Raw genomic sequence first — 24,181 nt, forward strand, 5'->3', positions numbered from 1 at the left:
ATGCATCTCGGAAGAGTTCTGCCGTACGGTCTCGCCGCGGCCCTCGCACTGCCCGTGGCCGGCCTGAGCCAGGGCACCGCCCTCGCCGCCACCGACTACCAGGCCGAGGACGCCCTGATCTCCCAGGGCACCGTCGCCACCAACCACACCGGCTTCACGGGCACCGGATTCGTCGACTACACCAACGTCAAGGGCTCCTACGTGGAGTTCACGGTCGGCGCCACCGCCGCCGGGCCCGCGTCGCTCACCCTGCGGTACGCCAACGGCACCGCCGCCGACCGGCCGATGGACCTGTCCGTCAACGGCACCGTCGTCGCGCCCGCCGTCTCCTTCCCGGGCACGGCCGACTGGAACACCTGGGCGGCCAGGACCGTCAACGTCACGCTGAAGGCCGGCAGCAACAAGATCCGGGCGACGGCGACCACGGCGAACGGCGGCCCCAACCTCGACCGCGTGAGCCTCGGCACACCGGCCGACACCCAGGCCCCCACCCGCCCCGGGCAGCCCTCCTGCTCGGACATCGGCGAGGACCGCCTGACCCTGTCCTGGGGCGCGTCGACCGACGACGTGGGTCTCGCGGCGTACGACCTCTACGAGCACGGCAACAAGATCGGCGAGGCGGCGGGCGACGCGACCTCGAAGACGCTGACCGGGCTCGCCCCGAACACCACCTACGACCTCACGGTCATCGCCCGGGACACGGCCGGCAACACCTCGCCGGCCAGCCCGGTCGTCGACTGCACCACCAGGCCCAGCTCCGACACCACGCCGCCGACCGCGCCCGGCACATTGCACACAGCCGACATCACGTCGAACACGGTGGACCTCGCCTGGGGCGCCTCCACCGACGACCGCGCCGTCACCGCCTACGACGTGCGCAGCGGCGCGACCGTCTACAAGACCGTCACCGGCGGTACGTCCACCACGCTCAGCGGGCTCGCCTGCGACAGCCCGTACAGCCTGAACGTCGTCGCCCGTGACGCCGCCGGCAATGTCTCCGCGCCGAGCAACACGGTCTCCTTCACCACCAAGGCCTGCGCCACCGACGGCGGTGTCCCGTCCTCCATCGCCACGCTCTCCACCGGCTGGACCATCCCCTGGGGCACCTACTGGATGCCCGACGGCCAGTCCGCCCTGGTCACCGAGCGGGACGACTTCCGGGTGTGGAAGCTGACCAAGAGCGGCACGAGGACGCAGGTGGGCACGGTGCCCAACGCCGTCACCACCAACGGAGAGGGAGGTCTGCTCGGCGTCGCCGTCGACCCCAGGTGGGAGACCGACCACTTCGTCTACTTCATGCACACCGCGTCCGAGGGCAACCGCGTGGTCCGCATGACGTACGACGGGACGAAGCTCGGCGACTACAAGGTCCTGCTCCAGGGCATCAAGAAGAACCGCTACCACAACGGCGGCCGCCTCGCCTTCGGCCCCGACGGCTACCTGTATGCCTCCACCGGCGAGGCCCAGCAGCCCGACCTCGCGCAGGACAAGAACTCCCTCAACGGCAAGATCCTGCGCATGACCACCGACGGCAAGCCGGCCCCCGGCAACCCCTTCGGCACCTACGTCTACTCGTACGGCCACCGCAACCCGCAGGGCCTCGCCTTCGACCGCAACGGGCGGCTCTGGGAGGCGGAGTTCGGCAACAGCTCCAAGGACGAACTCAACCTCATCAAGCCCGGCGCGAACTACGGCTGGCCCACCTGCGAGGGCAGCTGCGACGTCGTCGGCATGACCAACCCCAAGGCCACCTGGAACGTCTCCGAGGCCTCGCCGAGCGGCATCGCCATCGTCCGCAACGTCATCTACATGGCATCCCTGCGCGGCGAACGCCTCTGGCGCGTCCCCATCAACGGCGACACCGAGAGCGTCGGCACCCCGAGCGCGTACTACGTCGGCACCTACGGCCGGCTGCGCACGGTCACCAAGGTGCCGGGAGCCGACCAGCTGTGGCTGTCCACCACCAACTGCGACAACAACGGGGGTGCCGCCGACGGGTCGGACAAGATCTTCAAGGTGACGATCAGTTGACGCCCCATCAGCGGGCTCACGTCCGGTAGAGGGCCTCGACCTCGTTGCCGTACGCCTTCTCGATCGCCTTCCGCTTCAGCTTCAACGACGGTGTCAGCAGGCCGTGTTCCTCGGTGAACGGCTGCGCCAGGATGCGGAACGTACGGATCGACTCGGCCTGGGAGACGAGGGTGTTGGCGGCGACCACCGCCCGCCGCACCTCCGTCTCCAGGTCCGCGTCGCGCACCAGCTGGGCCGGGGTCATCCGCGGCTTTCCGCGCATCTGCAGCCAGTGCTCGACGGCCTCCTGGTCTAGGGTGACCAGGGCGGCGATGTAGGGGCGGTCGTTGCCGACGACGATGCACTGGTTGACCAGCGGATGCTCGCGGACCCGCTCCTCCAGCACACCGGGGGAGACGCTCTTGCCGCCGGAGGTCACCAGGATCTCCTTCTTGCGGCCGGTGATGGTCAGATAGCCGTCCTCGTCGAGCGAACCGAGGTCGCCGGTGGCCAGCCAGCCGTCGTGCAGGGTCTCGTCGCTGGCCTTCGGGTTGTTCAGATAGCCCTGGAAAACGTTTCCGCCGTACAGCCAGATCTCCCCGTCGTCGGCGATGTGCACGGTCACGCCGGGAATGGCCTGCCCGACGGTGCCGTAGCGGGTGCGCTCGGGCGGGTTGGCGGTGGCCGCGGCCGTCGACTCGGTCAGGCCGTAGCCCTCGTAGATCTGCACACCGGCGCCCGCGAAGAACAGTCCCAGCCGGCGGTCCATCGCCGAACCGCCGGACATCGCGTTGCGGATCCGGCCGCCCATCGCCGCGCGGACCTTGGAGTACACGACCTTGTCGAAGAACTGGTGCTGCATGCGCAGCCCCGCCGACGGGCCGGGCCCGGTGCCCCACGCCTTGGCCTCCACGGCCTCCGCGTACTTCACCGCGATGTCGACCGCCTTCTCGAACGGCCCCGACCTGCCCTCCTTCTCCGCCTTCCGGCGGGCGGCGTTGAACACCTTCTCGAAGATGTACGGCACCGCGAGGATGAAGGTCGGCTTGAACTCCTGCAGGTCGGGCAGCAGGGCGGCGGCGTTCAGCTGCGGCTGGTGCCCGAACCGGACCCGGCCGCGGATCGCGGCGACCTCCACCATCCGCCCGAAGACGTGCGCGAGCGGCAGGAACAGCAGGGTGGAGGCCTCGTCGTCCTTCTTGGTGTGGAACACCGGCTGCCACCGCTGGATCATCGTGTCCGCCTCGTACATGAAGTTGGCGTGCGAGAGGACACAGCCCTTGGGGCGGCCGGTGGTGCCCGAGGTGTAGATGATGGTGGCGACCGAGTCCGGGGCGACCGCCTGCCGGTGCCGGTGCACCAGCTCGTCGTCCAGATGCGCCCCCGCGTCGTACAGCTCCTGCACACAGCCGGAGTCCAGCTGCCACAGCTGGCGCAGCTGCGGGAGGCGGTCGATGACCGTGGCGATGGTCATCGCGTGGTCCTCGTGCTCCACGATCGCCGCGGACACCTCGGCGTCGTACAGCATCCAGAAGCACTGCTCGGCCGAGGACGTGGGGTAGACGGGCACCACCTGGGCGCCGATCGACCACAGGGCGAAGTCGAACAGGGTCCACTCGTAGCGGGTGCGGGACATGATGGCGACGCGGTCGCCGAAGCGGATGCCGCGCGCCAGCAGGCCCTTGGCGAGGGCCATGACCTCGTCGCGGAACTCGGCGGAGGTCACCTCCCGCCACTGCCCCTCGGCGTCCTTGCGGCCGAGAGCGACGTGCGTCGGGTCCGTCAGGGCATGCTCGAACACCACGTCGGCCAGACCGCCCACCGGCGGTGCCGTCGTGAGCGGCGGGTTGGTGAACTCGCGCAAACCTCGCTCCCCGATCCTCGCTGCTTGGTCACGCCCGTGATGCTCGGCACAGCGCGGTGAAAGCTACCCCACGCCGTCACTGGGCGGGAGGGGGCCGGAAACCGAGCAAACCTCATGTTTCCCCCGGGCAGTGACCGGAAAATGCCCGCACAAGGGGAAGGGCCGGACACAATACTGACGGGTCAGTAAGTTTCGGTGCCGTAATCTCCACCGAATCTGTACGCGGCGATTACGGCGCACATCGGGCCGATCCCCACATACGCGACGCGGCCCGGCCCGGCAGACACACGACGGCGGCGGCGGGCCCGAAGCAGGCGCCCCGGAACCGCCTCACCGCCGCGCGTCGCGGCCGTGCCGGGCGGGCAACGCCTTCGCTGTCCCCGCGCCGCATTCCGTCCGCCACGCGGCCCGGTCCGCCCACACGAACGGCAGAACCAGCGCACCCGCGACCGCCTGGCCCGCCCTCCCGGCCCGCTCCGGCGGCAGCACGCGGAGACCGCGTCCTTCCCGCGCCGGGTCAAGCATCCGACGTATCTCGATGCCCGCTGACGCCCCGGCTCGCTGTCGTGAGGTGCGCGATGTCCCGCTGTCGGGGGACCCGCGTCCGTGTGGTGCGTGCTGTCCCGCTGATGTCGGGCCGGCTGCCGTGCGGGCCCGATGCCCGCTGACGTCGGGTCCGCCGCCGTGCAGTGACGTGAGGTGTCAGCCGCTGCGTCGTCGCAGCCGCTCCCCGCCCGCCAGGACGGCCGTGGCCAGCGCGTGCGCCGCCTCCTCCGCCGTGCCCCGGCGGCGGCCGTGGACCAGGACGAAGTCGACCTTGCCCAGGTCGGGCAGCCCGGCGCGCTCCGGCAGGCGGAACAGGCCGGGCGGGATCAGGCGCCGGGAGTGGGCCATCACGCCGAGCCCGGCGCGGGCCGCCGCGATCAGGCCGTTGAGGCTGCCGCTGGTGCACACGATCCGCCAGTCGCGGCCCTCCCGCTCCAGCGCCTCCAGCGCGCGGGCCCGGGTGATGCCGGGCGGCGGATACACGATCAGCGGGACGGGCCGGTCCGCGTCCAGGCGCAGCCGCTCGGCGCCGATCCACACCAGGTCGTCGCGCCAGACCAGTTCGCCCCGGGGATCCTCCGTGCGCCGCTTGGCCAGCACCAGGTCCAGCTTGCCTGCGGCCAGCTGCTCGTGCAGGGTGCCGGACAGCTCCACGGTCAGCTCCAGGTCGACCTCCGGATGGTCGTAGCGGAAGCCCTCCAGAATCTCCGGCAGCCGGGTGAGCACGAAGTCCTCGGACGCGCCGAACCGCAGCCGGCCGCGCACCCGGGTGCCGGTGAAGAACGCCGTCGCCTGCTCGTGGACCTGCAGGATGCGGCGGGCGAAGCCCAGCATCGCCTCGCCGTCCTCGGTCAGCTCCACCGAATGGGTGTCCCGGGTGAACAGCTGCCGCCCGGTCGCGTCCTCCAGCCGGCGCACATGCTGGCTGACCGTGGACTGGCGCAGCCCCAGCCGGCGCGCGGCCTGCGTGAAGCTCAGCGTCTGGGCGACCGCCAGAAAAGTGCGCAGGTGCGTGGGGTCGTACACGGTGCGAGTTTATTGCAGATCGTGATGACAGTCAGAGTGGTATGCCGGATTCCCGATCGGCGCGTCGAGGAGGAAGATGAATGGGGGCCCCTGCGCGCCCGCGACGGAACGAAAGCAAGAGATCAACCGGAGCACCGTGAAACGCCTGAGCTGGCCGAGCTGGATGCCGATCGACCCGTACATCGTCCTGCTGCTGGGCACGGTGGGGCTCGCCGCGCTGTTCCCGGCGCACGGCACCGGCGCGGACGTGGCCTCGGGCGCGTCGACGGCCGCGATCGCCTTCCTCTTCTTCCTCTACGGCGCCCGGCTCTCCACCCGGGAGGCGCTGGACGGGCTGCGCCACTGGCGGCTCCATGTCACCGTGCTGGTCTGCACCTTCGTCCTCTTCCCGGTGCTCGGGCTGGCGGCGCGCGGTCTGGTGCCGGTGCTGCTGACCCAGCCGCTCTACCAGGGGCTGCTGTTCCTGACGCTGGTGCCGTCCACGATCCAGTCGTCCATCGCGTTCACCTCGATCGCCCGCGGAAACGTCCCGGCGGCGATCTGCGCGGGCTCCTTCTCCTCGCTCATCGGCATCGTCGTCACCCCGCTGCTGGCGGCCGGGCTGCTCGGCAACAGCGGGGGCGGGTTCTCCGCCGACTCACTGGTCAAGATCGTGCTCCAGCTGCTGGTGCCGTTCCTCGCCGGGCAGGTGCTGCGCCGTTGGATCGGCGGCTTCGTCGCCCGGCACAGGAAGGTGCTCGGGCTGGTCGACCGCGGCTCGATCCTGCTGGTCGTCTACACCGCCTTCAGCGAGGGCATGATCCGGGGCATCTGGCACCAGGTCAGCCCCGCCCGGCTCGGCGGGCTGCTCGCCGTCGAGGCCGCCCTGCTCGCGGTGATGCTCCTGCTGAGCTGGTACGGCGGCAAGGCGCTCGGCTTCGGCCGGGAGGACCGGATCGCCATCCAGTTCGCCGGGTCGAAGAAGTCCCTCGCCTCCGGGCTCCCGATGGCCAGCGTCCTGTTCGGCGCCCACGCCTCGCTCGCCGTGCTGCCGCTGATGCTCTTCCACCAGATGCAGCTGATGGTGTGCGCGGTCATCGCCAAGCGCCGGGCCCGGGACCCGCGGGAGGTCCCGGGCGCCGGCGTCGGCGCGTCAGCCGCTCACCTGGTCCAGGGGCAGCCACAGGACCGTGTCCTTCGGTGACCTGAGCGCCTTCGGATCCGACAGTTCCGCGTCGGTGAGCGCCCGGTCCCAGACATGCACCTCGTCGATGGCGCCGGTGAAGAAGGCCCGGCTGTCCATCCGCTGACCGATGTGCACGCCGAAGGGCGAGTTACGGCTGACGGACCCCGGTATGTCGGCGACGGACCACTGCATACCGTCGACGAACAACGCCAGCCGGCCGCCGCCCCGGCGCAGCACGAGGTGATGCCACTGGCCGTCGTTGTACGCGGTGTCGGTGCGCACAAAGGTCGTCTGCGGCGCGATCGCCCCGTCCCGCACCGTGATCAGCCCCTGTATGCGGTGGTTCGCCGGCTCCCCGCGCAGCCACACCTGCGGCTGGGTGGTGCCGATCCCGCCCATCCACAGCAGCGGCTGCTCGCCGGTCGTGGCCGTGTACCGGAACCACAGGGACGCCGTGAAGTCCTTCGTCCCCAGCGGCAGCTCCGTACGGAAGGGCAGGCGTACGGCGTCGTCGGTGCCGTCGAACTGCAGCGCGCCGCCGAACACCCCGTCCGTCTCCTCGGCGCCGCCGAGCACCGCGGCCGGGCGGGCGTGCGGGGCGAGGTCGGCGGTGACCGGGTCGGGGCCGCGGCGCGGGGCGAGCCAGTCCTCGGTGAAGCGGGCGAAGCGGATCTCGTCGCGCGCGTCCACCGCGCCGCCCTCGTAGATCAGGCCCACCGTGTCCGCGTCGGCGCGCACCAGGTCGGAGTAGCCGGACCAGTCCGTGGTGACGACGGTGCCGCGGTCCACGCTGTCCCAGGTGCGGCCGCCGTCGTAGGAGGAGCGGATCATCATGGTGCGCCGCCGGTCGGGGTCGGCGGGGCAGGCGAGCAGAAGACGGTCGCCCACGCGCAGCATCGAACCCTGGACCTGCGGGGTGTACAGGTCGGGCAGGTCGCGGAAGGGCGCGGTGAAGCTGTCGCCGCCGTCGCGGCTGACCGCCTCGGTGCGGTGACCGAGGTCGGTGCCGTCCTGTTCCCGGCCGCTGACCAGGACGGAGCCGTCCTGGCGCTCGGCGAGGGTCAGCTCGGACGGCTTCTGCCGGAAGGTGCCGTCGTCGGCGATGGGCCAGGTGTCGGTCGCGCCGATCCGCCAGTGGCCGCCGTGGTCGTCGCTCACGATCAGCGCCGCGTGGTTGGCGGTGACCCGGCTCCCGTCCCAGGTCTCGGTGTTGACTCCGAAGACCAGCCGGCCCGCGTACCGGCCCCGGGTGAGCTGGATGCCGTGCACCGGCCCGGTCGCGTACCAGGAGTTCCAGTCGGCGGGCAGGATCTCCGGGCTCAGATCGCGCGGCACCGACCAGGTCCGGCCGTCGTCGTCGCTGTACTGCAGGTGCGGGGTGCGGTCGCAGGGGACCGAGCAACTGGCGCTGTCGGTACGGCCGGTGTTGTACGTCTCCGCGAGCCAGACCCGGCCCGTCGCGCGGTCCACGATCGGCGCCGGGTTGCCGTGCGTATCGCCGGCGCCCTCGTTGACCACCTGCAGCGGGCCCCAGGTGCGGCCGCCGTCGGTGGAGCGTTTGACGACGATGTCGATGTCGGCGGCGTCGCCGCAGTTGAGGACCCGGCCCTCGGCGAACGCCAGCAGGGTGCCGTCGGTCGTCTTGACGATCGCCGGTATGCGGAAGCAGGCGTAGCCGGGGTCCTGGGACGCCTTGAAGAGGATCTGCTGCTCGAACTCGGGGTCGTGTGCGGGGGACTGGGCGTGTGCGGGGTGGGGGATTGCGAGCGGCACCAGGAGCAGTGCCGCCGTGGTGAGGGCGGTGGCGTGTACGGCTCTGAGACGGGCGCGAAGACCTGACGGCATGTGCGACCTGCCCTTCGTCGGCGGACATCCGGACATGCGGACATCCCACGTCCAACGTGCGCCCCATCGACGGTAGTTGGGGCCAGGTCGCCTCACAAGAAGCGTGCAGCACAAGGAGCCCGCGAAGGGCCTACGGGCACAGCACGACCTTGCCCAGGTTGGCCCTCCGCTCGATCACCTCATGTGCCTTGGCGGCGTCCTCCAGTGCGAACCCGGCGTGCACGGCGGGCTTCACGGTGCCCTCGGCGAACAGCCGCCACAGCTCCTGGCGCCACCGCTCGTACAGGTCCGGCCGGCCGCGGGCGATCAGGGCCATCTGGAACCCGATCACGGACTTGGCGCCCACCAGCAGGTCGTACGCCTGAATGGTGCCGCCGCCGGAGCTGTAGGCGACGAGGCGGCCGTGCGGGGCCAGGGCGGCGAGGGCGGGGGTGAGCAGGTCGCCGCCGACGGCGTCCAGGACACAGTCGACGGGATCCCCCCAGCTGTCGTCGCCGTAGCGGACACAGTCGTCCGCGCCGAGCGAGCGGACGAACTCCGCCTTGCCGGGGTCGGACACGGCCCCCACCACCCGTCCCGCACCCCGCGCCCGTGCCAGCTGCACGGCCAGGTGGCCGACCCCGCTCGCCGCCGCGGTGACCAGCACGGCCTCGCCCGGCACCGGGCGCGCCGCCTCCAGCGCGCCGAACGCCACCAAGCCGCTGCGCACCAGCGCGACCGCGTCCACCGCGTCGGCGCCGTCCGGTACCGACGAGGCCATGGCCTCGTGCAGCAGGGCGAAGTCGGCGTACCCGTGCCCGAAGCACAGCCCGGTCACCCGCTCGCCCGGCCGGAAGCGGGTCACGCCCTCGCCGACCGCCACCACCTCGCCGGCGACCTCGCCGCCCAGCGGTATCGGCTCGGCTGCCTCGGTGGCCTTGCGGACCACGGGCAGGGTGATCCCGACCGCCGCGCAGCGCACCAGCAGCTCACCGGGGCCGGGCTCGGGGACGGGGACCTCCTCCAGGAACAGCGGGCCACCGGCTGATTCATAGCGGACGCGACGCATCGCACACACCTCCACGCCGGGCACACCCTGCGCCTCGGTCGTTGGGAACACCCACGAATTCGTGGGGAGCCCCAACGATAGCGGAGGTTCGTGGGGAATCCCAACGTTTTCTCGGCTAGGCTGCCCGCATGGCCGAAGCACCCCTGCCCGCGATCCGCTCCCTGCCCAGCTGGCTCCTCGGCCGCGCCGCCGCCCGGGGCCGTTCCCTGGTCGCCGACGCCCTCGCGGCCGAGGGGCAGAAGATGTGGCACCACGTGGTCCTCTCCGCCGTGCGCGACCTCCAGCCCGTCGCCCAGGCCGACCTGGGCCGCAGCGTGGGCCTGGACCCCAAGGACCTGGTCGGCGTGCTCAACGACCTGCAGTCCGCCGGCCATGTCGTGCGCGCCCCCGACCCCAGGGACCGGCGCAAGAACGCCGTGTCCCTCACCGGCGACGGCGCCCGCCTCCTCGTGCGCTGCGAGAAGGCGGCCCGCGAGGCCAACGACGAGCTGCTCGCCCCGCTGTCGGCCGCCGAACGCGATCAGTTCACGGGCCTGTTGATCCGGATTTCCGGCACGGACGGCTGACGGCGGCTAACGTTCCGTCATGACCGCAGCCCCCGTCCTCGATCCGCAGCGCACCGCACTGGTCCTCGTCGACCTGATGGAACGCATCGTCGCGCTGCCCCTGGAACCCCGCAAAGGCACCGAAGTACTGAGCACCGCCGAGGAGTTGGCACACGCCTTCCGCTCCGCCGGGGCACCCGTCGTCCTCGTCCGGGTCGAACGCCCCTCGGTCGCCGAACAGCCGCCCGGCAGCTCACTCGTGCCCGGCCTCGCCCGAAGCGGCGACCTGGAGGTGGTCAAGCGGACCATCGGCGCCTTCCAGGGCACCGGCCTGGACGAACGGCTGCGCGAACGCGGCGTCACCACCCTGGTGTTCGGGGGCATCGCCACCAACCTCGGCGTGGAGTCCACCGCCCGCGCCGCCGCCGACCTCGGCTACGAGCTGGTCTTCGTCGAGGACGCCATGGCCGCGTTCACCGCCGCCGAGCACGAGGCGTCCGTACGGCTCGACTTCCCCCGGCTCGGCACGGTGGTGACCGCCGCCGGCGTACGCCTCGGCCCCGCCTGACCGTGTGCCGGTGACCGACGCGGAACCGGACCAGGCCCCGCCGGCCCGGGCGGCGGGACGCCGCTCACCGCTGATCACGGCGTTCGCCGGGATGGCGCAGCCGCTCGGCCGAGGCGGGGCCCGGCGGCGCAGGGGGCGCTCCCCGCCGGCCGGGCCCCCGCCGCCGTGCCGCGGGGGAGGTACCTCAGCCCTGGGCGGCCGCCTCCCGCAGGGCGATGCGGTCCTCGCCCGCGTACACGTTCATGGAGCTGCCCCGCAGGAAACCCACCAGCGTCAGGCCCGTCTCCGCTGCCAGGTCCACCGCCAGCGACGACGGCGCCGACACGGCCGCCAGCACCGGGATGCCCGCCATCACGGCCTTCTGCGCCAGCTCGAACGAGGCCCGCCCGGAGACCAGGAGGATCGCCCGCGACAGCGGCAGGTCGCCGTTCTGCAGCGCCCGCCCGACCAGTTTGTCGACCGCGTTGTGCCGGCCCACGTCCTCCCGTACGTCCAGCAGCTCGCCGTCCTCGGTGAAGAGCGCCGCCGCGTGCAGGCCCCCGGTCCGGTCGAACACCCGCTGGGCCGCTCGCAGCCGGTCGGGGAGGCTCGCCAGCAGTTCCGGGGCGACCCGGACCGGGGGAGTGTCGGCGATCGGGAAGCGGGCCGTCGTGCGTACGGCGTCCAGGCTGGCCTTGCCGCACAGGCCGCACGAGGAGGACGTGTAGACGTTCCGCTCCAGGGTGAACTCCGGCAGGGCGACGCCGGGCGCGGTCTTCACGTCGACCACGTTGTAGGTGTTCGAGCCGTCCGCCGTCGCGCCCGCGCAGTAGACGATGTTCTGCAGATCGTCCGCGGTCGCCAGCACACCCTCGCTGACGAGGAAGCCGGCCGCCAGCGCGAAGTCGTCGCCCGGTGTGCGCATGGTGATCGCGAGCGGCTTGCCGTTCAGGCGGATCTCCAGGGGTTCCTCGGCGACGAGTGTGTCCGGCCGGGTGGAGAGCGCCCCGTCCCGGATGCGGAGGACCTTGCGTCGTTCCGTGACTCGTCCCATGTCCTGATCAGCCCCGGTTCTGTACGTGCTGGTAGCCGAAACGGCCCTTGATGCAGAGATTGCCGTGGGTCACCGGGTTGTCGTGCGGCGAGGTGACCTTCACGATCTCATTGTCCTGCACATGGAGCGTGAGCGTGCAGCCCACTCCGCAGTAGGCGCACACCGTGGACGTCCGCGTCTGCCGGGACTCGTCCCAGGTGCCCGCCGCCCGCATGTCGAACTCCGTCTTCGGCGCGAGCGCCCCCGTCGGGCACACCTCCACGCAGTTCCCGCAGTACACGCACGCCGAGTCGGTGAGCGGAGCGTCGTGCTCCACGGCGATCCGGGCGTCGAAACCGCGCCCGGCGACGGAGATCGCGAAGGAGTTCTGCCACTGGTCGCCACAGGCGTCGACGCACTTGTAGCACAGAATGCACTTGCCGTAGTCGCGTACGTACAGCTCGTTGTCGATCCTGGGCTGCTCGTTCACCCGGGCCGCGTCGGGGCCGAAACGGTCCGGCTTCGCCTCGTACTCCTTGATCCACTCGGCCGCCTTCGGTGTGGTCGACAAGTCGACCGAGGAGGCGAGCAGCTCCAGGACGATCTTCCGGCTGTGCCGGGCGCGCTCGGTGTCGGTACGGACCTCCATGCCGGGCTCCGCGGTGCGCGAGCAGGCCGGCACCAGCGTGCGCGAGCCCTCGACCTCCACCACGCACACCCGGCAGGCGTTCTTCGGCCGCAGCGTGTCGCCCTGGCACAGCGTCGGGATGTCCTTCCCCGCGGCCCGGCAGGCGTCCAGGACGGTCGAGCCCTCCGGGACCCGCGCGGGCTCGCCGTCGACGGTGCACTCCAGCAGCCGGCGCGGGATCCCCAGCGGTGTGACGGTCATGCGTACGCCCCCAGACGGTCGATGGCGGATTCCACGGCGTTCCAGGCGGTCTGCCCCAGACCGCAGATCGAGGCGTCCCGCATCGCCCGGCCGACCTCCCGCAGCAGGGCGATGTCGTCGGCGGCCGCGGCCCCGGTCCGCTCGGCGATCCGGCGCAGCGCCTCCTCCTGCCGGACGGTCCCGACCCGGCACGGCACGCACTGCCCGCAGGACTCCTCCCGGAAGAACTCGGCGATCCTGAGCAGCAGCCGGGGCAGCGGCACGCTGTCGTCGAAGGCCATCACCACGCCCGAGCCGAGCGTGGTGCCCGCCTGACGGGTGCCCTCGAAGGTCAGCGGGATGTCCAGCTCGTCGGGCCGGACGAACCCGCCCGCGGCGCCGCCGAGCAGCACCGCCCGCAACCCCTCCCGGACGCCGGCCAGTTCGAGCAGCTCGCCGAGCGTGGCGCCGAAGGGGAGCTCGTAGACGCCGGGCCGCGCCACGCTCCCGGAGACGCAGTACAGCTTCGGCCCGGTCGACCTCTCGGTGCCGATCGCCGCGTACGCCGGGGCGCCCATGGAGAGGATCGGCAGGACGTTGACCAGTGTCTCGACGTTGTTCTCGACCGTCGGCTTGCCGAACAGCCCCTTCTCCACCGGGAAGGGCGGCTTGGAGCGCGGCTCGCCCCGGTACCCCTCGATGGAGTTGAACAGGGCCGTCTCCTCACCGCAGATGTACGCCCCCGCGCCCCGCCGGATCTCGATGTCGAAGGCGTAGCCCTGGCCGAGGACGTCGTCCCCGAGGAAGCCACGCGCGCGTGCCTGCCCGATCGCGTGCTCCAGGCGGCGCAGGGCGCGCGGGTACTCGCCGCGCAGATAGAGGTAACCCTTGTGGGCGCCGGTCGCGTACGCCGCGATGGTCATCGCCTCGACCAGCGCGTACGGGTCGCCCTCCATCAGCACGCGGTCCTTGAAGGTGCCCGGCTCGGATTCGTCGGCGTTGCACACGAGGTAGTGCGGGTGGTCCGGCTGGGACGCCGTGGCCTGCCACTTGCGGCCGGTGGGGAAGGCGGCGCCGCCGCGGCCGACCAGGCCGGAGTCGGTGACCTCGCGGACGACTCCGGCCGGCCCGAGCGCGAAGGCCCGGCGCAGCGCGGTGTAGCCGCCGTGCGCGCGGTAGTCGTCGAGGGAGGCCGGATCGACGACCCCGACCCGCCGCAACAGCACGAGGTCCTCCCGGCCGGCCTGGGGCACCGCCGTGACCGCCGGGGGCTCCTCCGGCGCCGAGTCGGGCGCGCCGGCCGCGCGTACGGCCTCGTCCACGGTCGCCGGTGCCGCCACCGCCGTACGCACCGGATCGCCCGCCCTGACGGCGAGGGCCGCCGGGGCGCGCTCGCACAGGCCAAGGCAGGGGCTGCGCTCGACGCCGACCCCGCCGCCGAGACGTTCCTCCACACCGGCGCACAGCGCGTCGGCCCCGGCGGCCGCGCAGGCCAGGTCGGTGCACACGTGCAGCACGGTCGCCGGGCGGGGTTTCATGGAGAACATGGCGTAGAAGGTGGCGACCCCGTACGCCTCGGCCGGCGGCACGGTCAGCCGGCGGCACAGATAGCCGAGGCCGCCCTCGCTGATCCAGCCGACCCGGTCGCTGAGCGCGTGCAGCCCCGGCAGCAGCAGATCGCGCCGGTCCCGGGCCGCCCGGCCGCCGCGCGCCCACCTCAGGTCGGCGTCGCTGCGGTCGGCGCCCTCCCAGGAGGACTCCGGCGGGCCCAACAGGGCGTCCACGGCGGCCCGTTCCTCGTCCGTCGGCTTGCTGTCGCCGAAGTGCAGATCCACCAGGTCACCTCACGATGGTCGCGACGGGCAGCTTCTCGATGCGGATCGCCGACGCCTTGAACTCCGCCGTCCCCGCGATCGGGCAGTTCGCCTCGATCGTCAGCTGGTTGGTGTCCACCTCGTCGGGAAAGTGCATGGTCATGAAGGCCAGCCCGGGCCGCAGCGCGGTGTCGATCCACACCGGCGCCACCACCGACCCGCGCCGCGAGGTGACCTGCACCTCCTCGCCGACCACGACCCCGTACCGCTCGGCGTCCTCCGGGCACAGCTCGACGTACTCGCCGCGGCGCAGCGGGGAGGCGAAACCACCGCTCTGCACACCGGTGTTGTACGAGTCCAGGCGCCGCCCGGTGGTCAGCCGGATGGGGTACTCCTCGTCGGTGAGATCCACCGGCGGACCGTGCTGCACCAGCCCGAACGGCGCGGGCACACCCCGCGTGCCCGGGTCGGACTCCCACAACCGGCCGTGCAGATACGTCGGTTCGAGCCGGTCCGTGCTGGGGCAGGGCCACTGGATGCCCCGGTGCTCCTCCAGCCGCCGGTACGTCATCCCGTAGTGGTCCGGGGAGACCGAGCGCAGCTCGTTCCAGACCGCCTCCGCGTCCGCGTACTTCCAGTCGTGGCCCAGCCGGGCCGCCAGCTCGCAGATGATGTCGATGTCCTCGCGGGCCTCCCCGGGCGGGGTGACGGCACGCCGTACCCGCTGCACCCGGCGCTCGCTGTTGGTGGTCGTGCCCTCGGTCTCCGCCCACCCGGCGGTCGCCGGCAGCACGACATGCGCCAGCTCGGCCGTCCTGGTGAGGAAGATGTCCTGCACGACGAGGAAGTCGAGCTGTTTCATGCGCCGTACCGCCTGCTCGCTGTCGGCCTCCGACTGCGCCGGGTTCTCCCCGATGCAGTACACGGCCCGCAGGCTCCCCTCCTCCATCGCCTCGAACATCTCCGTCAGGTTCAGCCCGTAGTGCGGCCGGATCACGGTGTCCCACGCCGACTCGAACTTCAGCCGGACGTCCGCGTCGAGGATGTCCTGGAAGCCGGGCAGCCGGTTGGGGATCGCGCCCATGTCGCCGCCGCCCTGCACGTTGTTCTGCCCGCGCAGCGGCTGCAGTCCCGAGCCGTAGCGGCCGACGTGGCCGGTGAGCAGGGACAGGTTGATCAGGGCCCGGACGTTGTCGGTGCCGTTGTGGTGCTCGGTGATGCCGAGCGTCCAGCAAAGCTGGGCACGCTCGGCACGGGCGTACGCGTGCGCCAACTCCCTTATGGCAGCGGCCGGTACACCGGTCACCTTCTCGGCCAGCGACAGCGTCCACGGCTCCACCAGCGCGCGGTACTCCTCGAAGCCGGTGGTCGCCCGCTCGATGAACGCCTCGTTGGCAAGCCCGGCCCGGATGATCTCGCGGCCGATCGCGTGCGCCATCGGGATGTCGGTGCCCACGTTCAGCCCGAGCCAGCTCTCCGCCCACTCGGCGGTGGAGGTACGCCGCGGGTCGACCGCATACATCCGGGCGCCGTTCCTGATCCCCTTCAGCACGTGCTGGAAGAAGATCGGGTGCGCGAAACGCGCGTTGGACCCCCACATCACGATGACGTCGGTGTGCTCGATCTCCTCGTACGACGACGTGCCCCCGCCGGAGCCGAACACCGCCGACAGGCCCGCCACGCTCGGGGCGTGACAGGTCCGGTTGCAGGAGTCGACGTTGTTGGTGCCCATCACGACCCGAGCGAACTTCTGCGCCACGTAGTTCATCTCGTTGGTCGCGCGGGCGCAGGAGAACATCCCGAACGCGTCCCGGTTGCGCTCCAGGCCCCGGGCCGCCCGGTCCAGCGCCTCCTCCCAGCTCGCTTGCCGGAACGGTTCGTCGCGGCTGTCCCGGACCAGCGGGTGGGTCAGCCGGGTGTAGGTCTTCGATTGCCGTTTCCTCATGCGGCGCTCCTCAGCGCGAGCAGGTCCGAGATGGCGTGCACGGTGCGCAGCGTGGGCACCTCGACGCCGGTGATCTCCGCGAGTTCGACGACGGCCGCGAGCAGCACGTCCAGTTCCAGCGGCTTGCCGCGCTCCAGGTCCTGGAGGGTGGAGGTGCGGTGGTCGCCGACGCGCTCCGCGCCCGCGAGCCGGCGCTCGACGGAGACGCCGACCGTGCAGCCGAGGGCCTCCGCGACCGAGAGCGTCTCGCGCATCATCGTCTCGATGACCCGGCGGGTGCCGCCGTGCAGACACATCTGCCGCATGGTGGCGCGGGCCAGGGCGCTGATCGGGTTGAAGGAGATGTTCCCGAGCAGCTTGACCCAGATGTCCCCGCGCAGGTCGGGCTCCACCGGGCACTTCAGGCCGCCGGTCCGCATGGCCTCGCCGAAGTCCACACAGCGCGCGGAGATGCTGCGGTCGGGCTCGCCGATGGAGAACCGGGTACCTTCCAAGTGCCGTACGACGCCGGGCCCTTGGAGTTCGGTGGCGGCGTAGACGACACAGCCGACGGCCCGCTCGGGGGCGAGGACGCGGCTGACCGCGCCGTCCGGGTCGACGCTTTCGAGGCGGTGGCCGTCGTAGGGGCCGCCGTGCCGGTGGAAGTACCACCAGGGGATGCCGTTCTGCGCGGCCACCACCGCGGTGCGCTCGTGCAGCAGCGGTGCGATCAGCGGCCCGCACGCCGCGTACGCGTTGGCCTTCAGGCCGAGGAAGACGTAGTCCGCCGGGCCGACCTCGCCGGGATCGTCGGTGGCGTGGGGGTGCGCGGTGAAGTCGCCGCGCGGGCTGAGCACACGTACTCCGTGCTGCCTCATGGCCGCCAGATGCGGTCCACGGGCGATGAGATGCACATCGGCGCCGGCGCGGTGGAGCGCGGCACCGACGTAGGCGCCTATCGCACCGGCGCCGAGAACTGCCACTTTCACGGGAGCACTCCGTTCGGTTTGAGGGATACCGCGGAGGTGGGAGAAGGGGCCGACCGACGCGAGCCGCTCATCGGCTGAATCCTGTCGACGAAATATTGTCTACAGTATGGGATGACCGTCGGCAAGGGTTCGCGCGGCGACCGTTGAACGCAGGCTGGATACCGTTCACCGCATACGGTCGACCGCACACTTCTCAACTCCCGCTCCCCGCCCTAGCGTCCGCGGCCATGAGCAGCCCCCCTCTCGCACCCCCGGGCTGGAGCCGCTGGCTCGTCCCGCCCGCCGCCCTCTCCGTCCACCTGTCCATCGGGCAGGCCTACGCCTGGAGCGTGTTCAAGCCGCCGCTCGAATCCGCGCTCCATCTCGACGGCACCCAGAGCGCGTTGCCCTTCCAGCTCGCGATCGTGATGCTCGGCCTGTCCGCCGCGTTCGGCGGCACGCTCGTGGAGCGCAACGGGCCCCGCTGGGCCATGACCGTGGCCCTCGTCTGCTTCTCCTCCGGCTTCCTCATCTCCGCGCTCGGCGCCCAGACGCAGCAGTACTGGCTGATCGTCCTCGGCTACGGCTTCGTCGGCGGGATCGGCCTCGGCATCGGCTACATCTCGCCCGTCTCCACCCTGATCAAGTGGTTCCCCGACCGGCCCGGCATGGCCACCGGCATCGCCATCATGGGCTTCGGCGGCGGCGCGCTGATCGCCTCCCCCTGGTCGGCGCAGATGCTCTCCTCCTTCGGCACCGGCCACTCCGGGATCGCCCTCGCGTTCCTGGTGCACGGACTGGCGTACGCCCTCTTCATGACGCTCGGCGTGCTCCTCGTCCGCGTGCCCCGCGGAAACACGCCCGGCGCGAGCGCGAGCGGACCGACCTCCGCCGCCGGTGTGCAGGTGTCCGCCAACAGCGCGCTGCGCACCCCGCAGTTCTGGCTGCTGTGGATCGTGCTCTGCACCAACGTGACCGCCGGCATCGGCATCCTGGAGAAGGCCGCCCCGATGATCACCGACTTCTTCGCGGACAGCTCCACCCCGGTGTCGGCCTCCGCCGCCGCCGGTTTCGTGGCGCTGCTGTCGGCGGCCAACATGGCCGGCCGGATCGGCTGGTCGTCCGCCTCCGACCGGATCGGCCGCAAGAACATCTACCGCTGCTACCTCGGCGTCGGCGCACTGATGTACCTGCTCCTCGCGCTGTTCGGGGACTCGGCGAAGCCGCTGTTCGTCCTGTGCGCCCTCGTGATCCTCTCCTTCTACGGCGGCGGCTTCGCGACGGTCCCCGCCTATCTGAAGGACCTCTTCGGCACCTACCAGGTCGGCGCCATCCACGGCCGGCTGCTCACCGCCTGGTCCACCGCGGGCGTCCTCGGGCCGCTGATCGTCAACTGGATCGCCGACCGGCAGAAGGACGCCGGGAAGCACGGCCCGGCGCTGTACGGGCTGTCCTTCGGCATCATGATCGGCCTGCTCGTCGTCGGCTTCGTCGCCAACGAACTCGTCCGTCCCGTCCACACCCGCCACCACCACGTCCCCGCCCAGAGGGAGGCCGCAGATGCCCAGCGACAGCAGCCCGCCTAGCCGGCGGGGCCTGATCGCCCTCGCCTGGCTGTGGGTGGGAGCACCCCTCGGCTACGGGGTGTACGAACTCGTGCAGAAGGCGACGCAACTGTTCACAGGGTGAGTGCCCGGGCGTCCGAGGGTCTGAGGGAAGCCGACAACTCGGGCGCCCGATTCCTGTGGCTTCACCTGCCGTCGTACCCGTGGGTCACTGATCAGACTGGTGGATCCCGCTACCCACGGCCACGAGGGGACTCCCGCCATGAACGGCTCGCGCATCGCCGCCATCGGTCACTATCAGCCCGCCCGGGTGCTCACCAACGAGGACCTGGCCGGCATGGTCGACACGAGCGACGAGTGGATCCGCAGCCGGGTCGGCATCCGGACCCGGCACATCGCCGGACCCGACGAGCCGGTCGACGAACTGGCCGCGCACGCCGCCGCCAAGGCCCTCGCCGCCGCCGGTCTGACGCCGGGCGACATCGACCTGGTCCTGGTCGCCACCTCCACGGCCATCGACCGTTCCCCGAACACCGCGGCCCGGGTCGCGGCCCGGCTCGGCATCCCGCGGCCGGCCGCGATGGACGTCAACGTGGTGTGCGCCGGGTTCACCCACGCGCTGGCCACGGCGGACCACACCGTCCGGGCCGGCGCGGCCGCCCGTGCGCTGGTCATCGGCGCCGACAAGATGTCCGACGTCACCGACTGGAGCGACCGCACCACCTGTGTCCTGGTCGGCGACGGCGCCGGGGCCGCCGTCGTCGAGGCCTGCCCGCCGGGCCGGCAGCCGGGGATCGGGCCGGTGCTGTGGGGATCGGTGCCGGAGATGGGGCACGCCGTGCGGATCGAGGGCACCCCGCCGCGGTTCGCGCAGGAGGGGCAGAGCGTCTACCGCTGGGCCACCACCCAGCTTCCGGCCGTCGCCCGCAGCGCCTGCGAGCGGGCCGGCGTCGCCCCCGAGGACCTCGCGGGGGTCGTCCTGCACCAGGCCAACCTGCGCATCATCGAACCGCTGGCCGAGAAGCTCGGCGCCGTCAACGCCGTCGTCGCCCGTGATGTCACCGAATCCGGCAACACCTCGGCCGCCAGCATCCCGCTCGCCTTCTCCAAGCTGCTCGAACAGGGTGCGCTCAGCGCGGGCGACCCGGTGCTGCTGTTCGGCTTCGGCGGCAATCTGTCGTACGCCGGGCAGGTCGTACGCTGCCCGTGAGTTGAGTGACGAAGTGGGCGCCATCAGGTCTGGATTTTGTGCACCGTAGACTGTAGACAAAAGACAATCGATGCTGAGCGTCCAGCGTCCACACGCCAGACCTGCCCAGGAGGGGGACCGTGATGTTGTCGACCGGACTGCCGCAGGGGGCGGTACCGAAGCTGGAACGCCCCGGACCGCTGCGCGAACGCGTCTACGAGGCACTGCTGGAACTCATCACCACCCGCGCGCTGCAGCCCGGCCAGCATCTGGTCGAGAGCGAGCTCGCCGGACACCTCGGCGTCTCCCGGCAGCCGGTGCGCGAGGCGCTGCAGCGGCTCAACACCGAGGGCTGGGTCGATCTGCGGCCCGCCCAGGGCGCGTTCGTGCACGAGCCGACCGAGGAGGAGGCCGACCAACTGCTCACGGTCCGCACCCTCCTGGAGGCGGAAGCGGCCCGGCTCGCCGCCCTGCACGCCGACGCCCCCGGAGTCGGCGCGCTGGAGGAGCTGTGCGCCGAGGGCGAGAAGGCCGTCACCGCCGACGAAGTGGACCGCGCCGTCGCCCTCAACGCGGCCTTCCACGCCAAGGTCATGGACCTCGCGGGCAACGCCGTCCTCGCCGAACTCGCCGCCCAGGTGGACCGCCGGGTCCGCTGGTACTACACCCCGGTGGCCCGGCAGCGCGGACGCCAGTCGTGGATCGAGCACCGGGAACTGATCACCGCGATCGCCCAGCGCGACCAGGAGCGGGCCGCCTTCCTGATGCGCAACCACACCGAACACACCCGCCGCTCCTACCACGAGCGCAACGGCTCCTGATCACACCGGCTCGTCCACCGTCTCGCCCACCGGCCGGCCCATCGCCCGGTCCGCCGCGCAGGACCGGGACTCCACCGCCAGCATGACCACCAACACCGCCACCAGCAGCAGGAGTTCGCCGAAGACCGGCATACGGACACCGGCCGCGGCGGTGGCCAGGGCGAGCGCGGCACCTACCGCCCGGAAGCGCACCGGCCGCAGCCGCAGGGCCGTACGGAAGGCCGCGTCGCCCACGAGAAACAGGGCCACCCCGCCCGCCAGCGCCAGCGCCGGCCCCGGCTGCGGGTGCCGGTCCAGATGCCCGAGGGTCTTCTTGATGCCGGCCGCGAGGAAGGCGATGCCGAGCAGCATCGGCAGGAAGGCGTAGTAGTAGGCGTTCATCGCCAGCCGCCAGCGGGCCGGTGCGGGCGTCGCCCGGAATGCCGCCTCGGCCTCCTCCTCGTCCCGCACGAAGTACGTCCACCACAGCGCCACCGACAGGGCCAGCGCCAGGAACGCGCCGCAGAACAGGCCCGGGGTGAGCGGCAGATCGCCGATGCCGACACCGATGGAGATCACGGACTCGCCGAAGGCGATGATCAGCAGCAGCCCGTGCCGCTCCACGAAGTGCGCCGGATCCAGGGCGCCCAGCTGGACCCGCAGCACCGCCGCGCCGCGCCCGTCCCTGCGGCCGGGCCCGTGCTCGGCCACGAGGGGCGTCACCGACTGCAGGGCGATCGCCAGCAGCCACAGCCCGTCCGCCGCGAGCCCGTCGACGAGCCCGGCGCCGGTCACCGCGAGGGCGGCCAGCGCGTTGGTGACGCCGTACCAGATGGAGTCCCAGCCGTGGCTGCGGGTGTACAGGGCGGTGTGCACGACCACCACGAGCAGAAACCCGAGCCCGAAGACCACGCCGGTGTCGTCGAAGACCCGGGGGATCGCCAGCGCGCACACCAGGAACGCGGCCATGCCGAGCATGAGCAGCAGCCGCCGCGACGGACGGTCGGGCGGCACCTGGTTGGTCAGGTAGGCGTAGGCGCCGTACATCCAGAACAGGACGACCAGGATCAGCGCCACCCGGCCGGCCGTCGCGAACGACAGGTCGTGCGCGAGCAGCACGGTGAGCTGGGTGAGCGTGAAGACGAAGACCAGGTCGAAGAAGAGTTCCAGGGTGGTGACCCGGCGCCCCGTCTCCTCGACCGCCGCCTCCAACGGCGTGCTGTACATGCGTGTTCCCCCTCCGGCGATCGGTTAGCAGATCGTAGAGGGGTGACAACTGCTACGTGGTCTTCAGCGAACCTCAGTCGCTCTCAACCGTTAGCTTGGTCTTGTGAAGCTTTGCGGGTGGGCGGCGCGCAACGGCGTGCACTACCAGACCGCTTGGGCGTGGGCGAAAGAGGGCCGTATGCCGGTCCCGGTGCGCCAGACGCTGTCCGGTACGTGGCTGGTCGACGAGCCCACTGTGCAGATGTCCGGCCGGGTCGTGGCGTACTGCCGGGTCTCGTCGGCGGACCAGAAGGCGGACCTTGATCGACAGGTGGCCCGCGTGGTCCAGGGGGCCACTGGTCTCGGCCTGCCGGTTGCGGAGGTCGTGACGGAGGTCGGTTCGGCACTGAACGGACGTCGGCGCGAACTGCACCGGGTTCTGTCCAACCCGTCTACCGCTGTGATCGTGGTCGAGCACAGGGAGCGGCTGGCCCGGTTCGGCGTCGAGCACCTCGACGCCGTAGTGTCGGCGTCCGGTCGGCGCCTGGTCGTCCTCGGCCCTGATGAGAGGCTCGAAGACTTGGTGCGGGACATCACCGAGGTGCTTAGGTCGATGCGTGCGCGCTTGTACGGGCGGCGGGCGGCGAGGAACCGGGCCGCCCGTGCAGTGGCCGTGACGACCGGGGAGACCGCCGAATGAAGAGGTTCCAGCCGCAGCCCGGGTTCGTGGTGCAGGCGTACCGGTTCGCGCTGGATCCGAACGCTTCCCAGGAGGTCGCGCTGCGCTCCCACTGCGGTGCGGCCCGCGCGGCGTACAACTGGGCTGTCGGCTGGGTGACCGCCTCCTGGTGGCAGCGCAAGGCTGAGGAGACGTACGGCATTGCCGAGGCGGAGCTGACCGAGTGGCGGCCGTGGTCGCTGTCGTCGTTGCGAAAGGCGTTCAACAAGGCCAAAAAGACTGACTCGCGCTTTGCCGAATGGTGGCAGGAGAATTCCAAGGAGGCGTACTCCACCGGCCTGGCGCACGCATCGGCCGCGTTCGACAACTACGCGAAGTCGAAGAACGGAAAGCGACGCGGCAAGCGGATGGGTGCGCCGCGGTTCAAGTCGAAGCGAAAGGCACGTCTTGCCTGCCGGTTCACTACTGGCACCATCCGTGTGGACGCTGACGGCCGACACGTCACACTGCCGAGGCTGGGCACGATCCGTACCCACGAGGCGACCGACAGCCTCCTCGCCCGGGTGCAGGACGGGACGGCACGCATCCTGTCCGCGACCGTCCGGCACGAGCGCGGACGCTGGTTCGCCTCGTTCCAGGCCGAGGTGAAGCGGGATTTCGAACGCGTCATGCGCCCGGACGTGGCGGTCGGCATCGACCTCGGGGTGAAGACCCTTGCGGTGATGGCCGACTCGACGGGCGAGATCCGCACCGTGCTCAACCCCCGGCACTACGACGGTGCGCTGAAGCTGCTGCGCCGCGCCTCCCGGACGGTGTCCCGACGCCAGGGTCCCGGCTGCCGCACCGGTCGCCAGCCGTCGAAGCGGTGGCAGAAAGCCAACACTGCCCTGGGTAAGGTGCAGCACCGCGTCGCGAATCTCCGCACGGACGCCCTGCACAAGCTCACCACCGCCGTGGCGGCCGAATACGGCACCGTCGTGGTCGAGGACCTCAACGTCGCCGGCATGCTCCGCAACCCGCGCCTGGCCCGCCAGATCGCCGACGCCGGATTCGGGAAGATCCGCCGCCAACTCGACTACAAGACCCGCCAGCGCCACGCCACCCGCGTCATCGTGGCCGACCGCTGGTATCCCTCCTCCAAGACATGTTCCGGGTGTGGCGCGGTGAAAGCCAAGCTGCCGCTGCACGTCCGGACCTACGAATGCGACGTCTGCGGCCTGGTCCTCGACCGGGACGACAATGCCGCGCTCAACCTCGTCGCTCTCGCGGCGGCCAGTACCACCGGTACCGGAGTGGCCGGAGACCGGGACACCCCACAGGCGGTGTCGAAGCCTCGTGGAGCCGACCGTAAGACCCGCGCCACCCGCCCCCGTCGCAAGACGGAGACGGGGCGGGCAGGTGGCGCAACCCCGCCGCACCAGCGGCGGAAGGAAGCGAGAGACCGTCCTCAAGCCGAAGCCTCACGCTTTGGTGATGTGATGGACCTTCCAGGCCGAAATGCCCGGAATGCTGAGAGCCGCTGAGGCTCTCAGCAACGGA

Annotated in this window: 20 protein-coding genes; 10 read left to right on the forward strand and 10 right to left on the reverse strand. The window is 71.4% G+C overall.

Features of this window, described 5'->3' with window-relative positions; translation table 11 throughout:
* Positions 1-2,031 (forward strand): PQQ-dependent sugar dehydrogenase, encoded by a 2,031-nt coding sequence (locus ACQPXS_RS37360; protein WP_433453883.1) that lies wholly within the window; start codon positions 1-3, stop codon positions 2,029-2,031.
* A gap of 16 nt (positions 2,032-2,047) precedes the next feature.
* On the opposite strand, the gene ACQPXS_RS37365 is transcribed toward ACQPXS_RS37360, so the two are convergent.
* Positions 2,048-3,874: an AMP-dependent synthetase/ligase gene (locus tag ACQPXS_RS37365; protein ID WP_433453884.1), complete on the reverse strand. Its 1,827-nt coding sequence runs from the start codon at positions 3,872-3,874 to the stop codon at positions 2,048-2,050.
* A 702-nt stretch (positions 3,875-4,576) separates the two neighbouring features.
* Positions 4,577-5,446 (reverse strand): LysR substrate-binding domain-containing protein, encoded by an 870-nt coding sequence (locus ACQPXS_RS37370; RefSeq protein WP_356311940.1) that lies wholly within the window; start codon positions 5,444-5,446, stop codon positions 4,577-4,579.
* 136 nt (positions 5,447-5,582) lie between these two features.
* Between ACQPXS_RS37370 and ACQPXS_RS37375 the strand changes: the two genes are divergently transcribed.
* The gene (locus ACQPXS_RS37375) at positions 5,583-6,629 is read left to right on the forward strand and encodes a bile acid:sodium symporter family protein (protein ID WP_351803549.1); all 1,047 of its coding nucleotides are present in this window, start codon (positions 5,583-5,585) and stop codon (positions 6,627-6,629) included.
* Here the strand turns inward: ACQPXS_RS37375 and ACQPXS_RS37380 are convergent.
* Both ACQPXS_RS37380 and ACQPXS_RS37385 read right to left on the reverse strand, forming a co-directional pair.
* Complete coding sequence (locus tag ACQPXS_RS37380) at positions 6,579-8,456, reverse strand: exo-alpha-sialidase (protein ID WP_433453885.1); 1,878 nt, start codon at positions 8,454-8,456, stop codon at positions 6,579-6,581. The two genes, ACQPXS_RS37375 and ACQPXS_RS37380, sit on opposite strands and share 51 nt — an antisense overlap.
* Before the next feature lie 130 nt (positions 8,457-8,586).
* The gene (locus ACQPXS_RS37385; RefSeq protein WP_433456142.1) at positions 8,587-9,504 is read right to left on the reverse strand and encodes a quinone oxidoreductase family protein; all 918 of its coding nucleotides are present in this window, start codon (positions 9,502-9,504) and stop codon (positions 8,587-8,589) included.
* Positions 9,505-9,632: 128 nt separating this feature from the next.
* Here ACQPXS_RS37385 and ACQPXS_RS37390 point away from each other — a divergent pair, with 128 nt between their 5' ends.
* Both ACQPXS_RS37390 and ACQPXS_RS37395 read left to right on the forward strand, forming a co-directional pair.
* Complete coding sequence (locus tag ACQPXS_RS37390) at positions 9,633-10,070, forward strand: MarR family winged helix-turn-helix transcriptional regulator (RefSeq protein ID WP_433453886.1); 438 nt, start codon at positions 9,633-9,635, stop codon at positions 10,068-10,070.
* A gap of 19 nt (positions 10,071-10,089) precedes the next feature.
* Positions 10,090-10,617 (forward strand): isochorismatase family protein, encoded by a 528-nt coding sequence (locus ACQPXS_RS37395; RefSeq protein WP_433453887.1) that lies wholly within the window; start codon positions 10,090-10,092, stop codon positions 10,615-10,617.
* A gap of 184 nt (positions 10,618-10,801) precedes the next feature.
* On the opposite strand, the gene fdhD is transcribed toward ACQPXS_RS37395, so the two are convergent.
* From fdhD to ACQPXS_RS37420, 5 genes are read right to left on the reverse strand one after another with little or no spacing between them, the layout of a single operon-like run.
* On the reverse strand, positions 10,802-11,650 hold the full coding sequence (fdhD, locus tag ACQPXS_RS37400; RefSeq protein ID WP_390682790.1) for a formate dehydrogenase accessory sulfurtransferase FdhD: 849 nt from the start codon (positions 11,648-11,650) through the stop codon (positions 10,802-10,804).
* 7 nt (positions 11,651-11,657) lie between these two features.
* On the reverse strand, positions 11,658-12,518 hold the full coding sequence (locus ACQPXS_RS37405) for a 2Fe-2S iron-sulfur cluster-binding protein (RefSeq protein ID WP_356311948.1): 861 nt from the start codon (positions 12,516-12,518) through the stop codon (positions 11,658-11,660).
* Entirely contained in the window at positions 12,515-14,332 is a 1,818-nt protein-coding gene (locus ACQPXS_RS37410) for an NADH-ubiquinone oxidoreductase-F iron-sulfur binding region domain-containing protein (protein WP_433453888.1), read from the reverse strand. Before ACQPXS_RS37410 ends, ACQPXS_RS37405 begins: the two co-directional genes overlap by 4 nt.
* A 4-nt stretch (positions 14,333-14,336) precedes the next feature.
* Complete coding sequence (locus tag ACQPXS_RS37415; RefSeq protein ID WP_433453889.1) at positions 14,337-16,256, reverse strand: molybdopterin oxidoreductase family protein; 1,920 nt, start codon at positions 16,254-16,256, stop codon at positions 14,337-14,339.
* Entirely contained in the window at positions 16,253-17,224 is a 972-nt protein-coding gene (locus ACQPXS_RS37420; protein WP_433453890.1) for a 2-dehydropantoate 2-reductase, read from the reverse strand. The genes ACQPXS_RS37415 and ACQPXS_RS37420 overlap by 4 nt, the downstream gene beginning before the upstream one ends.
* 227 nt (positions 17,225-17,451) lie before the next feature.
* On the opposite strand from ACQPXS_RS37420, the gene ACQPXS_RS37425 reads away from it, so the two are divergent.
* From ACQPXS_RS37425 to ACQPXS_RS37440, 4 genes are all read left to right on the forward strand, one after another.
* On the forward strand, positions 17,452-18,789 hold the full coding sequence (locus ACQPXS_RS37425; protein WP_433453891.1) for an OFA family MFS transporter: 1,338 nt from the start codon (positions 17,452-17,454) through the stop codon (positions 18,787-18,789).
* Positions 18,764-18,892, forward strand: a complete 129-nt coding sequence (locus ACQPXS_RS37430; protein ID WP_351803529.1) for an MFS transporter small subunit — start codon at positions 18,764-18,766, stop codon at positions 18,890-18,892. The genes ACQPXS_RS37425 and ACQPXS_RS37430 overlap by 26 nt, the downstream gene beginning before the upstream one ends.
* Positions 18,893-19,030: 138 nt before the next feature.
* On the forward strand, positions 19,031-19,978 hold the full coding sequence (locus ACQPXS_RS37435) for a beta-ketoacyl-ACP synthase III (protein WP_356311954.1): 948 nt from the start codon (positions 19,031-19,033) through the stop codon (positions 19,976-19,978).
* Positions 19,979-20,100: 122 nt separating this feature from the next.
* Entirely contained in the window at positions 20,101-20,778 is a 678-nt protein-coding gene (locus tag ACQPXS_RS37440; protein ID WP_433456143.1) for a GntR family transcriptional regulator, read from the forward strand.
* On the opposite strand, the gene ACQPXS_RS37445 is transcribed toward ACQPXS_RS37440, so the two are convergent.
* The gene (locus ACQPXS_RS37445; RefSeq protein WP_433453892.1) at positions 20,779-21,984 is read right to left on the reverse strand and encodes a low temperature requirement protein A; all 1,206 of its coding nucleotides are present in this window, start codon (positions 21,982-21,984) and stop codon (positions 20,779-20,781) included.
* Positions 21,985-22,087: 103 nt separating this feature from the next.
* Between ACQPXS_RS37445 and ACQPXS_RS37450 the strand changes: the two genes are divergently transcribed.
* Together ACQPXS_RS37450 and tnpB are read left to right on the forward strand one after the other, a co-directional pair.
* Complete coding sequence (locus ACQPXS_RS37450) at positions 22,088-22,663, forward strand: IS607 family transposase (RefSeq protein WP_433453893.1); 576 nt, start codon at positions 22,088-22,090, stop codon at positions 22,661-22,663.
* On the forward strand, positions 22,660-24,165 hold the full coding sequence (gene tnpB / locus ACQPXS_RS37455) for an IS607 family element RNA-guided endonuclease TnpB (RefSeq protein ID WP_433453894.1): 1,506 nt from the start codon (positions 22,660-22,662) through the stop codon (positions 24,163-24,165). The genes ACQPXS_RS37450 and tnpB overlap by 4 nt, the downstream gene beginning before the upstream one ends.
* The last annotated feature ends 16 nt before the right edge of the window (positions 24,166-24,181 follow it).

The organism is Streptomyces sp. CA-142005 (genome assembly GCF_050942335.1).
In the GTDB taxonomy this organism is placed as follows: domain Bacteria; phylum Actinomycetota; class Actinomycetes; order Streptomycetales; family Streptomycetaceae; genus Streptomyces.